The sequence below is a fragment of the Streptomyces sp. NPDC012769 genome, from assembly GCF_042901205.1.
GTDB lineage: Bacteria > Actinomycetota > Actinomycetes > Streptomycetales > Streptomycetaceae > Streptomyces.
Genome location: NZ_JBIBCP010000006.1, coordinates 46,434 through 59,174, shown reverse-complemented (window position 1 = coordinate 59,174; position 12,741 = coordinate 46,434). Strand labels below are relative to the sequence as shown.

Here is a 12,741-nt window from a genome sequence, read left to right as displayed (position 1 = left end):
TAACGTGGTGCGGATGGGGATCGGTGAGCTCGACCGGGAGGCGCACGTGCCCGATGGAACGGACGACGGCGCGGCCAAGGGCGCCGGCGCGCCGCCGCGCACTCTCGCGGAGGCGTTGCGCGCCGGCGGCGACGAGGGACTCGCCGCGCTGCTGCGGGCCCGCCCGGACCTGCTGTCGCCGGTGCCGAACGACCTGACGCAGCTGGCGACCCGGGCCGGCACCCGCGGTTCGGTCGTGCGGGCGCTCGAACGGCTCGACGCGTTCGCCCTCCAGACGGCCGAGGCCCTCGCGGTGGCCCCCGACCCGGCGTCGTACCCCGTGCTTCTCGCCCTGCTCACGGGCGACACGGGCGAGGACGGCGACACGAGCGAGGACGGCGACCCGGCGGCGGAGGCCGAGATCCGGGCGGCGCTGCCGCGCGCGGTCGCGGTGCTGCGCGAGCAGGCCCTCGTATGGGGAGACGACGAGCGGCTCCGGCTCGTACGGACCGCGCGGGAGCTGCTGGCGCCGTCGCCGCAGCACCCCTCCCCCACCGGGCTCGGCCCGACGGTCGCGGAGGCCACGGCCGGGATGTCGCCGGGCCGGCTTCAGGAGATCGTCGCGGCGGCGGGGCTGCCGCCGACGCACGACCCGGTGTCGGCGGTGGCCTCCTTGACCGAGTTGTTCACGGACCGTACGAGGATGGCGGCGCTGCTCGACACCGCGCCGCCGGAGGCGCTGGCGGTCCTCGACCGGCTGGTGTGGGGCCCGCCGTACGGAGAGGTGACGGCGGACCCGACGCCGCCGGTGCGCTGGCTGCGGGACCGCGGGCTGCTGCTGCCCGCGTCGACGCGGACGGTGGTGCTGCCGCGTGAGGCGGCCCTGCATCTGCGCGGCGGGCGGGCGCACCGGACGCCGGAGCCGACCGCTCCGGCGGTGGTGGCGGCCCGCGACTACCGTCCACAGGTGGTGGACAACGCGGCGGCCGGGCAGGCGTACACGGCGCTGGCGACGGTCGAGGAGCTCCTCAAGTCCTGGAACCAGGGCGGCCCGCCGGTGCTGCGGGCCGGCGGTCTGGCCGTACGGGACCTGAAGCGCACCGCGTCGGCCCTCGACGTGCCGGAGCAGGTGGCGGCGTTCTGGCTGGAGCTCGTGTACGGGGCGGGGCTGCTGGCCTCCGACGGGGAGGCGGACGAGCGGTACGCGCCGACGCCCGCGTACGACGACTGGCTCGACCTGCCGCCCGCGGAACGCTGGGTTCGGCTGGCCGGAGCCTGGCTGGCCGCGACCCGTGTCCCGGGCGTGGTCGGCGCGCAGGACGCCAAGGGCCGCACGCTCGCCGCGCTCGGGCCGGGTCTGGACCGCGGCCCGGCGGCGGAGGTCCGGCGCCGGGTCCTCGGCCTCCTGGCGACCCTGCCGCCCGGCGCCGCCGCCGACCGGGAGTCGGTGCTGGCCCGGCTGCGCTGGGACCGGCCGCTGCGGGGCGGCGGCGACCAGGCCGCGGATCTGCGGGCCCGGCTCGCGACCTGGACCCTGGAGGAGGCCGAGCTGCTCGGCGTGACCGGCCGCGGGGCGCTCGCCTCGCCCGCCCGGGCGCTGCTCAACCTGCCGCTGGCCGAGGCCGCCGACGAGGACGCCCTCGAAGGGCACGCGCACGACTGCGAACCGTCCGTGGCCGCGTCCCGTGCGGCGACGCTGCTCGCCCCGCTGCTGCCGGAGGCCGTCGACCACGTCCTGCTGCAGGCCGACCTGACCGCGGTGGCGCCGGGGCCGCTGCGCCGTCCGCTCGCCGAGACGCTGTCCGTGCTCGCCGACGTGGAGTCGAAGGGCGGCGCGACGGTGTACCGCTTCACGCCCACCTCGGTGCGGCGCGCCCTGGACGCCGGGCGGAGCGCCTCCGACCTGCACGACTTCCTGACCTCGCACTCGCGTACGCCGGTGCCGCAGCCCTTGTCGTACCTCATCGACGACGTGGCCCGGAAGCACGGCCATCTGCGGATCGGCGCCGCGTCCGGCTACGTCCGCTGCGACGACGACGCCCTGCTCGGCGAGATCCTCGCCGACCGCCGGTCCGCCGCCCTCGGGCTGCGCCGCCTCGCGCCGACGGTGCTGGCGGCGCAGGCGGACCCGTCGACGCTGCTGGAAGGGCTGCGGGCGATGGGTTACGCGCCGGCCGCGGAGTCCGCCGAGGGCGATGTGCTGATCACCCGGGCGGACGCCTACCGCACTCCGCCCCGTACCGCCCCGGCCCCCGTCCAGGACGGCCCGCCCGCGCCCGACGCCACGCTCCTGACGGCCGCGGTCCGGGCGATCCGCGCCGGCGACCGGGCCGCGACGGTCCCCCGCAAGGAGCCCACCACAGCGGCCCCCCTCGCGGCCGGCGCCCTTCCCCGCACCTCCGCCGCCGAGACCCTCGCCACCGTGCAGGCCGCCGCCATGACCGGCTCGGCCGTCTGGATCGGCTATGTGAACGCGGAGGGCGCCGCCAGCCAGCGCGTGATCGCCCCCGTCCGCGTCGAGGGCGGCTTCGTGACGGGCTACGACCACACGGCCGACGAGGTCCGCACGTATCCGCTGCACCGGATCACGGGCGTGGCGGAACTGGCGGACGACGAGGGGTAGGGAGGCGTCTTGTCGATCAGGCCCTGGGGCTCACGAGAGCGCCAGGGTCGAGCGTGATCGGGAACGGCGCCTCGATCTTCGTCTCGCGCCCCGCCTCGGCCACGGTCCTCTCGACGTAGCGGCCGTCCACCAGTTCGGAAACCACCAAGGCGGGAACGGGCTCCGGCTCCAGGCGCCACAGGTGCTCGATGCCGGCGTCCGCGTAGTACGGCGGCTTCAGCAGCCGGTCGGTGCGGCGCCCCGAGGACGACGGCGAGGCGATCTCGACGACGAGGAGGACGGCCTCGGCGTCGTACGTGATCGGGTCCTCGGCGGCGGCGGCCGCCTCGACCACCACGATGTCGGGAATGAAGAGCCCATCCGGCAGAACCAGATTCACCGCTTCGAGGACCTCGGCCGGGACCCCCGTCTCCTGGAGGGCACGGTCCAGCAACGACGCCAGACGCAGCGAGGCCCGCTGGTGCTTCGTCCCCGGAGCTGGTGACATCATGAGCGCTTCCCCCATCAGTTCCCTGCGCTGACCGCGGTCCTCCCCCAGAGCCAGGACTTCTTCTATCGTCCAAGGTCCGTAGTGCGGATCGTGCGCGACGCTCATCTCGCCACCTCCCTCTCGGCAGTCCGTCGCATCCAGTGTGGCAGTCCCCTCGGACATCGGCCGGGCTTCAGGCAGACTGGATGTTTGGCCACGTGGAAGGGATGCGCAGCACGTGAACGGTCCACTCATTGTCCAGAGCGACAAGACCCTGCTCCTGGAGGTCGACCACGAGCAGGCCGAGGCGTGCCGGCGCGCCATCGCCCCCTTCGCGGAGCTGGAGCGGGCGCCGGAGCACATCCACACGTACCGGGTGACGCCGCTCGGTCTGTGGAACGCGCGGGCGGCCGGGCACGACGCCGAGCAGGTCGTGGACGCGCTCGTGGAGTTCTCGCGGTATCCGGTGCCGCACGCGCTGCTCGTGGACGTCGCCGAGACGATGGCGCGGTACGGCCGGCTGACGCTGTCCAAGCACCCGGTGCACGGGCTGGTGCTCACCACCACCGACCGGCCGGTCCTGGAGGAGGTGCTGCGCTCGAAGAAGGTGCAGCCGCTCGTCGGGCAGCGGATCGACCAGGACACCGTGGCCGTGCACCCCTCGGAGCGCGGGCAGATCAAGCAGACGCTGCTCAAGCTGGGGTGGCCGGCCGAGGACCTGGCCGGTTACGTGGACGGCGAGGCGCATCCGATCGACCTCGCCGAGGACGGCTGGGCGCTGCGGCCGTACCAGCAGCAGGCCGTCGAGGGCTTCTGGCACGGCGGCTCGGGCGTCGTCGTGCTGCCCTGCGGCGCCGGCAAGACGCTGGTCGGGGCCGGGGCGATGGCCAAGGCCCGGGCGACCACGCTGATCCTGGTGACGAACACGGTCTCGGCCCGCCAGTGGAAGCACGAGCTGGTGAAGCGGACCTCCCTGACCGAGGACGAGATCGGCGAGTACAGCGGGACGAGGAAGGAGATCCGGCCGGTCACCATCGCCACGTACCAGGTGCTGACGACCCGCCGGAAGGGCATCTATCCGCACCTGGAGCTGTTCGACTCCCGCGACTGGGGCCTGATCGTCTACGACGAGGTGCACCTGCTGCCCGCGCCGGTCTTCAAGTTCACCGCCGACCTCCAGGCCCGGCGGCGGCTCGGGCTGACCGCCACCCTGGTCCGTGAGGACGGCCGCGAGTCCGACGTCTTCTCCCTCATCGGCCCCAAGCGCTTCGACGCGCCGTGGAAGGAGATCGAGGCGCAGGGCTACATCGCGCCCGCCGACTGCGTCGAGGTGCGGGTGGACCTGACCGACGCGGAGCGGCTCGCGTACGCGACGGCGGAGGCGGAGGAGAAGTACCGCTTCTGCGCGACGACGGCCACCAAGCGGCGGGTCACGGAGGCCCTGGTGCGGAAGTTCGCCGGGCAGCAGATCCTCGTCATCGGGCAGTACATCGACCAGCTCGACGAGCTCGGCGAGCACCTGGACGCGCCGGTGATCAAGGGCGAGACGTCGAACGCGCAGCGCGAGAAGCTGTTCGAGGCGTTCCGGCAGGGCGAGATCAGCGTGCTGGTCGTGTCGAAGGTCGCGAACTTCTCCATCGACCTTCCCGAGGCCACGGTCGCGATCCAGGTGTCGGGCACCTTCGGCTCCCGCCAGGAGGAGGCCCAGCGCCTCGGCCGGGTGCTGCGCCCGAAGGCCGACGGCCACCAGGCGCACTTCTACTCCGTGGTCGCCCGCGACACCATCGACCAGGACTTCGCCGCCCACCGGCAGCGCTTCCTGGCCGAGCAGGGTTACGCGTACCGGATCATGGACGCGAGCGAGTTGCTGGCGGGGGACTCCGGGGAGTGACGCCCGGGTGGCCTCGTCACGCCAGAGGGGCCCCGTCCATGCGCGGACGGGGCCCCTTGTCGTACAGCGTCGTACAGCGGAGGCTTCAGCCCGCCGGGTTGAGGACGATCTTCGCCTGGTCGTTCTTCCGGTTCGGGTCGAACGGCAGCGGCGTGTCGCCGTACGGCGGCTTCAGCACCACCGCGCCCTTGGCGCCCGTGACGACCGTGTCGATCCGCAGCGCGAACGGGAACGTCACCGTCTGCTGCTCGGCGACCCACATCGGCAGCCGGCACAGGTAGCGCGGCGCACCCGTGCGCACCTCGCTCTCCCACCAGCCTCCGTCCGCGGTGCGCGGCTCGCAGGCGTCGGGCACGGCGGTGGCGGTGGCGCCGCGCGGGACGGTGACGTCGACGTCGGCGACGGGGTCGCCGGAGGTGAGGTTGGCGACCCAGGCCGGGCCGCGGTTGCGGAAGGTCACCGGCACGGTGACGGTCCGGCCGGCCTCGGCCGTGAGCCTGGCGCCGCGGACGGCGAAGTCCGCGGTGTTGACGGCGGTGACGTCGAGGACCGCGCCGTTGCCCTCCGGCTGGAGGTCCTCGGCGCCGCCGCCCGGCTGGACGCCGATGTCGACGCGCTCGGCCAGCGCGTACGGGGCGACCTTCGCGGACGGCGGCTCGGGCAGGGTGAAGGTGCCGCCCGGCGGGACGACGTCGGCGAAGGCGCAGTCGTACCGGGTGATGGGCTTGATGGTGCCCTCGCCGATCGGGGTTCCGGTGCACTGCTGCGGGAGACCGGTGAGTTCGAGCCCGCGCGTGACGTAGAGGCTGAACTGGACGCCCTCGGCCGGGCGGTTGCCGTGGTTGGCGACGGAGAGGCCGACGGGCACGGTGCTGCCCGGGGTGACGCCGGTCACGGGCGCGGGCCGGTCGAGGACGAGGTCGGGGCCGGAGGCGACCCGGAAGTCGGTGCCGTTCTCGGCGGCGGTGAGCTCGCCGCCCTCGGCCGTCGTCGTGGCCTCGGCCTGGTACGAGATCCGGCCGGTGGCGCCGTCGGCCGCGCCGGCCACCGCACGGACCTGGAGCTTGACCGGAGTGGAGCTGTTGACGGGGACCTCGGGGAGGGAGCAGACGGCCGTGGTGCCGGCCGGGGCGCAGTTCTCCGGCCAGGTGACCTCGGCGATGCCGGCGAGGCCGGATATGTCGACGGTGAGCCGGCCGTCCGTGACGCGGTGGCTCGGGTTGTCGTGGTAGAGCCCGAGGGCGAGGGTGACCGCCGGGGCCTGCTGGGTGCCGTCGACGACGTTGGGCAGCACGAGCTCGTACGGGTTCGCGGCGATCCAGAGCTGGTCACTGTCCGCGAGGGCCGGCGTGGCGGTCATCCCGACCGCGACCAGGCCCGCCGCCGCGGCACAGGCACCGAGCCGCGCGATACGGCGGCCGGTGAGGGGCTTCTTCATGATCTCCTCGTTCGTCGATGGGGGCGGTGCGAAGAGGAGACCCGTGAGGCCGGGTGATGGTTGCCCCCTGCTCCCTGCCCCCTGCTCCCGCTCAGGCGGCAGGCCGACCGACGTGGACGGGGCGGGGGCTGCGTACGCCCGCCTGCTCGTCGGAGTCGTAGGAGCCGAGGAGGACGACGGAGGCGGCGGCGGAGCCGAAGGCGCGTATCGCCCGCAGGGCGTGGGCGAGGGGGTGAGGGACGGTGGTCGCTGGGGTGAGGGTCGTGGCGGTCATGTCTCTATGATCCGAAACGGACATTACGAACACATCGGTCTCGGGGGCGAACCGAGCTCCCCCTCAGGTCGGACCCCGCCCCTACGGGAAAAGCGTTCGCCCCGACGAGACCGGGCCCGCTACACTCGCCTGCTTCCCCGCCTCCCGCACGGTTCCGGCACCGGTTCTCGCGCGCGGAGCGCCGCCGTCCGGTCGGAAACCGGCGGCCACCTTGACGTGTCCGCGCATCACCCCGTCCGGAGGCTTCACCGTGTCCGCACCGTCCGCCGCGCCGTCCGCCGACGACCCGCTCGCACCCCTCGCCCGAGAGCGCGCCCATCTCGCCGCCTCCCGCGCCGCCCTGCGCGCGATGCGCGAGGACGTGGAGTCGCTCGACATCAAGGACGTCACCGCGAACTGGGTCAACGCCGTCGTGCTCACCCGCCAGATCGAGGACCGCATCAAGGCGCTCGCCGACCTCGCCGACACCCCCCTGTTCTTCGGCCGCCTCGACTACCTGCACACCACGCAGGAGGGGCAGCGCTTCTACATCGGCCGGCGGCATGTGCACGACGTCGACGGCGACCCGATGGTGATCGACTGGCGCGCGCCGGTCTCGCAGCCGTTCTACCGGGCGTCGAAGAAGGACCCGCAGGACGTCGGGCTGCGGCGCCGCTTCGGCTACACGGGCGGCGACCTCACCGCGTACGAGGACGAGCACCTGTCCGACCCGGACGAGCTGGAGAGGACCAGCCGGCTGCTCCAGGCGGAGATCGAGCGGCCGCGCGTCGGCCCCATGCGGGACATCGTCGCCACCATCCAGCCCGAGCAGGACGAGATCGTCCGCTCCGACCTGTCCGGCACGGTGTGCGTGCAGGGTGGTCCTGGCACCGGTAAGACGGCCGTGGGCCTGCACCGTGTCGCGTACCTCCTCTACGCCCACCGGGAGCGGCTGGCCCGCACGGGGACGCTGGTCATCGGGCCGAACCGTTCCTTCCTCCACTACATCGAGCAGGTGCTGCCCGCGCTCGGCGAGCTGGAGGTGCGGCAGGCGACCGTCGACGACCTCGTCGCCCACGTCGAGGTGCGCGGGACGGACGAGGCGGCCACCGCCGTCGTCAAGGGCGACGCCCGGATGGCGGAGGTGCTGCGGCGGGCGGTGTGGTCGCACGTGACGCTGCCGAAGGAGCCGCTGATGGTGGTGCGCGGCTCGCGGCGCTGGCGGGTTCCCGCGTACGAACTGGAGGAGATGGTCCGGGAGTTGACGGACCGCGACATCCGTTACGGGGCGGCCCGCGAGGCCCTGCCGCAGCGGGTCGCGCACGCGGTCCTGGTGCGGATGGAGCAGGCCGGGGAGGCGCCCGACGACCGGGTGCAGAACGCGGTGGCGCGGAACGCGGCGGTCAAGGCGCTCGTGAAGGAGTGCTGGCCGGCGGTCGACCCGGCGAAGCTGGTGCTGCGGCTGCTCGGCGACGCCGACTTCCTGGCCGAGCACGCGGCGGGGATCCTCGACGAGGAGGAGCAGAAGCTGCTGCTGTGGACGAAGCCGTATCGAAGCGTGAAGTCGGCGAAGTGGTCGGCGGCGGACGCCGTCCTCATCGACGAGGCGAGGGACCTGGTGGAGCGCACGCAGTCGCTCGGCCATGTGGTCCTCGACGAGGCGCAGGACCTCTCCCCCATGCAGTACCGCGCGGTGGGCCGACGCTGCACGACGGGCTCGGCGACCGTCCTCGGCGACCTGGCGCAGGGCACGACGCCGTGGGCCACGGAGAGCTGGGCGCAGGCGCTGACGCACCTGGGCAAGCCGGAGGCGGTCGTGGAGGAGCTGACGGCCGGTTTCCGCGTGCCGCGCGAGGTCATCGCGTACGCCTCGCGGCTGCTGCCACACATGTCGCCGGGGCTCGCGCCGGTGGAGTCGGTCCGTGAGAACCCGGGCTCGCTGACGATCCGGCACTCCGAGGACCTCGACGCCGACGTGGTGGCGGCGTGCGCGGAGGCGCTCGGCAACGAGGGCTCGATCGGCCTGATCGCCGCGGACGCCCGGATCGCCCCGCTCGCCGAGGCACTGGCGGCGGCGGGCCTGACGCATCTCTCCCCCGGCGAGGAGACCACGGCCGAGTCCCGGCTCACCTTGGTCCCGGCCTCCCTCGCGAAGGGCCTGGAGTACGACTACGTGGTCCTGGACGAGCCGGCCGCCGTCGTCGACGGCGAACCGGACGAGCGGACCGGGCTGCGGCGGCTGTACGTGACGCTGACGCGTGCGGTGTCCGGCCTGACGGTCATTCACTCGGCGGCGCTGCCCGCGCAGTTGACGTCTTAGCCGGGCACCTTCGCGTCACCGAGGGTGTACTCGGGCAGGGCCTGGCTCCAGGAGCGGTGCGCGACATCGGCGAGGACCGGGTTCTTCCCCCGGTAGTAGTGCTCGGTCACGATCCCCCAGCACAGCGCCCAGCCCCGGCCGCGCGCCCAGGTCGCGTCGTCGACCTGGGCCGCCTGCCGGAAGAGGGGCCGGGTCTCGGGGGTGAGGAGGGTCCAGGCCGCCATCATGTCGACGGCCGGATCACCGACGCCGAGCCCGCCGAAGTCGATGACGGCGCTCAGCCGGCCGTCGCGGGTCAACAGGTTGCCCGGCAGCAGATCGCCGTGCACCCAGACGGGTTCGCGGTCCCACTGCGGGAGCCGGAGCACCGCCTCCCAGGCGGCCGTCGCGGCCGCCTCGTCGAGCGTCCCGTCGGCGCCGAGGTCGCGGATGGCGGTCGCCATGCCACCCTCCTCCCACTCGGTGATGTGACCACCCCGGAAGGACACGGGCCCGCCGGTGGCGTCCACCGTGCGCAGCGCGGCCCCGAAGCGCCCCAACTCGTCTGCCGCCGAAGCGAGATCAACGATCGGCGCCTCGTACGCATCGACCCCGTCCAGCCACGCGTACACCGACCACGCCTGACCGAAGCCCTCCCCCGGCACCCCCTGCCCCACCGGCACCGGAATCGGCAGCGTCACGTGCGGCGCCAGCAGCGGCAACCACCGCTGCTCCTTGGTCACTTGGCCGTGCGCCCAGTCGGCCTTCGGCAGCCGGAACGCAAGCTCGTCGCCGAGCCGGAACATCGCGTTGTCGGTCCCGGCCGTCTCCAACCGCCGTACGGGAAGGGCGGCCCATTCCGGGAACTGCGCGGCGATCAGACGGCGGACGAGATCCTCGTCGAGGGGTGCGGGTGGGGGCGTGGACGGGGAGGTGGGCTGCATGCGGCGGAGGCTACGGAAGCCGTGATCCCACCGCCACCGGATTTGCCGGCCGCCGCCCCGCGCGGTGCCGCTTCGCGTACGACCAGGTCACGGCGGTCATCAGCACCGGGATGGCGGCCAGCGGGGCGAAGACGACGGCCCAGACGGCGTGGGCCGTCCCGCCGCTCATGTACGTCTGGCTCTCGACCGTGAAGGCGACCACGACCTGCCACAACGCGACCAGGACCAGGACGCCCGAGGCGGCCCACGCCAGACCGGCGAGAACCCGGGGCGGCAGCGGCCGCCACCGTTCACTGACCAGCAGCATCGGAAACAGGGCGGCCAGCTCCCCGAAGACGGACAGCCCGACGACGTAGGCGACGCCCCATCCCGGTATGTCGAACACCTCCCGCAACACCTGGTCGCTGTACCCCACGTACACCCCCGACGCCATGGCGATCCGCCACAGCCCGGACGGCAGCGCACACAGCGCGACGGCATGAGCGGCCCACCGGGCCCATCGCGGCGCGGGCGCGGGGCCGGTGGCGGTTGTCGTCGCGGTTGCGGTTGCGGTCGTCGTCATGCCACCCATGCTGGCCGCGTCCATGCCGCCCGGACATCGCCCTCCACGGCAGCCCGCCTCCGCCACACGGCGGAGGCGGACTCCCCCGGCCGCAGGGTTCAGCGCACGGGCTGGACGTTGGCGGCGGCGGTCGTCCACTCGATGCCGTTCTCGGACCGGATGTGAGCGATACGGACCACGCGCCCGTCCCCGTGCAGTTCATGGATGACAGCCGTCAGCTCACCCTCCCCCTTGCTGGCGGTATCCCGCACCCGCACCCCGAGCAATGGGTGCTCCTCATACCCGTCCACCCCGACCGGATACGCCTCCCGTTCCTCGACCCGCCGCATGAACCGCTCCCACCCACCGGCCGCCCGAAGGCGAAGGGCCCGGCTGGGTGCGCCTGGGGGCACATCGGACGTGGTCACGTTGTCGCTCCTCTCGACAGAGAACGGGTATCGCCCCCGGAGGGATCTCCGAGTGCGGTGACCAGTCAACTGCCGTGACGGTTTGGACGGATGAGCCAAGGAGCATGGCCATTTCGGGGACATGACCGGGAAACATGGCCAGGCTGACTTGCAGGGGCTGGAGCCGATGAGGAGCGGCGATGGTGATCAAAAGTGAGGACGACGACGTGGAGACCATCGGTCCTCTGGTGCGACGCCTGCGCGCCGTGAGCGGCCGAACGCAAGAGGAGCTCGCTGCCGCCCTCTCGGCACGGCGTGGGTACCCGCTGGAGCAGTCCTCGGTGTCGAGGTGGGAAAACGAGGAGCGTCTACCCGATCCGGAGTCGCGCAGGCTTTTGGCAGCCGAGTTCGGCGTACCCGAGAACACGCTGCAACGGGCCGTTGCCCTCGCTCGGCGCCTTCGCCGTCAACGTCAGTGCCAACGTCACCAGGACACCGTCCAGAGCCAGGAGACCGATGTGGACCGACGTGAGTTCATCGCCGCCTCGGCCGGTGCCGGCATCGCCGCCATACAGCCCACCTCACTACTGTCCTCCGGCCGCCGTATCGGCGCGGATGTGCCACGGCAGCTGGCGGAGAGAACGGCACGGCTGCGGCGTCTGGACGACTTCGTCGGGGGCGGTGACACCTATCGCATGTACGACTCGGAGCTGGCCGCCACCGTCAGGATCACCGACGAGGGCATCTACAGCGAGTCGACCGGGCTCGCCCTTCGCGGGATCATCGCCGAGCAGAGCCAGCTTGCCGGATGGGCGGCGTACGACGCCGGACAGTATGCAACGGCGAGGCGGCATTACATGACAGCCCTGGCCGCCTCGAAGGCGGCGGGCGATGCCTCGCTGGAGGGCAACTCACTCGCGTTCCTCGCGTACCTGGAATGGTCTGCGGGCGGTAGCTCCGGTGTTTCGTACGCTGCCGCCGGCTTCGAGGCGATCAGAGCGGGCACGGCACCGGCCGTACGGGCGCTCCTCGCGGACCGACTGGCCTGGCAGCACGCCACCCAGGGCCACGAGCGTGAGGCGGACTACGCCCTCAAGGCTGCGGAGGAAGCGATCAACGATGACTCCGATGGTCCCGCTGGTCCCGCGCCGGACTGGGTCTACTGGGTCGACGGCGATGAGATCGCCATCATGACCGGCCGCTGTTGGGCGGAACTCCGCAGGCCCCTGCGAGCGATCCCGGCCCTGGAGGATGCGCTGAGCCGCTACGACGACACCCGGGCGAGAGACAAGGCCCTCTACCTGTCCTGGCTGGCCTCCGCCTACCTCGACGCCGGGGAGGTCGAACACGCCGCCGCGATCACGACGCGCGTACTCGACCTCTCCGAAGGTCTCGCCTCTGTCCGGCCGATGGGCCGGGCCCACATGGTGATCAAACGGTTGGAGCCGTACCGCGCCCTGGCGTCAGTGGGCGCGCTGCTGGAGCGGACGCTGGGCTAGCGAGTGGCGCGCGTGATCCACTCCAGGTATTCGGCGCGGCCACCGTCGATCGCGAACGCGATAACCTCGGGAGAGTCGTAGGGGTGGCTCTCCACGAGGTGGTTCTCCAGACCCTCGCGCCGGTCCTCGGTCGTGCGGAAGACCACCTGGTACTCAGTCCCGTCCGCCACCTCCCCGAGATGCCGATACGTCGTCTCGATGGGTCCGCTCACCTGCCCGGATGCGGCGAGACCCGCCTCCACGGCGGAGCGGGACAACCGGCGTGCGGATGCCTTGCTATCCACTGTCGTGATCACGATCAAGAAATCGGTCATGTCGGCAACCTAACCGGGGCGTGGTCGGCCACGCCCCGGTGGGGCTCGACGCCCTTAAAAGAACGGTGGGAAAGAACCCCAAAC

At 72.7% G+C, this 12,741-nt stretch carries 11 protein-coding genes; 4 read left to right on the top strand and 7 right to left on the bottom strand.

Annotated features, from left to right (window positions below; genetic code table 11):
* Positions 1-13 precede the first annotated feature (13 nt).
* A complete protein-coding gene (locus ACFY7C_RS28735) occupies positions 14-2,602 on the top strand; it encodes a helicase-associated domain-containing protein (RefSeq protein WP_389655776.1) in 2,589 nt (862 codons plus the stop codon).
* A gap of 16 nt (positions 2,603-2,618) precedes the next feature.
* On the opposite strand, the gene ACFY7C_RS28730 is transcribed toward ACFY7C_RS28735, so the two are convergent.
* Positions 2,619-3,197 carry a Uma2 family endonuclease gene (locus ACFY7C_RS28730; RefSeq protein WP_389655774.1) on the bottom strand — a complete coding sequence of 193 codons (579 nt, stop codon included), beginning with the start codon at positions 3,195-3,197 and terminating at the stop codon, positions 2,619-2,621.
* 112 nt (positions 3,198-3,309) lie between these two features.
* Here ACFY7C_RS28730 and ACFY7C_RS28725 point away from each other — a divergent pair, with 112 nt between their 5' ends.
* Positions 3,310-4,962 carry a DNA repair helicase XPB gene (locus tag ACFY7C_RS28725; RefSeq protein ID WP_389655772.1) on the top strand — a complete coding sequence of 551 codons (1,653 nt, stop codon included), beginning with the start codon at positions 3,310-3,312 and terminating at the stop codon, positions 4,960-4,962.
* An 85-nt stretch (positions 4,963-5,047) separates the two neighbouring features.
* Here the strand turns inward: ACFY7C_RS28725 and ACFY7C_RS28720 are convergent, their stop codons facing one another.
* Both ACFY7C_RS28720 and ACFY7C_RS28715 read right to left on the bottom strand, forming a co-directional pair.
* On the bottom strand, positions 5,048-6,400 hold the full coding sequence (locus ACFY7C_RS28720; RefSeq protein WP_389655770.1) for a hypothetical protein: 1,353 nt from the start codon (positions 6,398-6,400) through the stop codon (positions 5,048-5,050).
* 91 nt (positions 6,401-6,491) lie between these two features.
* Entirely contained in the window at positions 6,492-6,674 is a 183-nt protein-coding gene (locus tag ACFY7C_RS28715; protein WP_389655768.1) for a hypothetical protein, read from the bottom strand.
* 250 nt (positions 6,675-6,924) lie between these two features.
* On the opposite strand from ACFY7C_RS28715, the gene ACFY7C_RS28710 reads away from it, so the two are divergent.
* On the top strand, positions 6,925-8,973 hold the full coding sequence (locus ACFY7C_RS28710) for a HelD family protein (RefSeq protein WP_389655766.1): 2,049 nt from the start codon (positions 6,925-6,927) through the stop codon (positions 8,971-8,973).
* On the opposite strand, the gene ACFY7C_RS28705 is transcribed toward ACFY7C_RS28710, so the two are convergent.
* The 3 genes from ACFY7C_RS28705 to ACFY7C_RS28695 all read right to left on the bottom strand — a co-directional run bounded on the left by ACFY7C_RS28705 (position 8,970) and on the right by ACFY7C_RS28695 (position 10,787).
* Entirely contained in the window at positions 8,970-9,896 is a 927-nt protein-coding gene (locus ACFY7C_RS28705) for an aminoglycoside phosphotransferase family protein (protein ID WP_389655764.1), read from the bottom strand. The two genes, ACFY7C_RS28710 and ACFY7C_RS28705, sit on opposite strands and share 4 nt — an antisense overlap.
* A 10-nt stretch (positions 9,897-9,906) precedes the next feature.
* Entirely contained in the window at positions 9,907-10,458 is a 552-nt protein-coding gene (locus ACFY7C_RS28700) for a hypothetical protein (RefSeq protein ID WP_389655762.1), read from the bottom strand.
* A 98-nt stretch (positions 10,459-10,556) separates the two neighbouring features.
* Positions 10,557-10,787 (bottom strand): hypothetical protein, encoded by a 231-nt coding sequence (locus tag ACFY7C_RS28695; protein ID WP_389655760.1) that lies wholly within the window; start codon positions 10,785-10,787, stop codon positions 10,557-10,559.
* Positions 10,788-11,044: 257 nt separating this feature from the next.
* Between ACFY7C_RS28695 and ACFY7C_RS28690 the strand changes: the two genes are divergently transcribed.
* On the top strand, positions 11,045-12,343 hold the full coding sequence (locus tag ACFY7C_RS28690) for a multiprotein-bridging factor 1 family protein (protein WP_389655758.1): 1,299 nt from the start codon (positions 11,045-11,047) through the stop codon (positions 12,341-12,343).
* Here the strand turns inward: ACFY7C_RS28690 and cutA are convergent.
* Positions 12,340-12,657, bottom strand: coding sequence for a divalent-cation tolerance protein CutA (gene cutA / locus ACFY7C_RS28685; RefSeq protein ID WP_389655756.1), 318 nt, complete (start codon positions 12,655-12,657; stop codon positions 12,340-12,342). The genes ACFY7C_RS28690 and cutA overlap by 4 nt on opposite strands.
* Positions 12,658-12,741 lie beyond the last annotated feature (84 nt).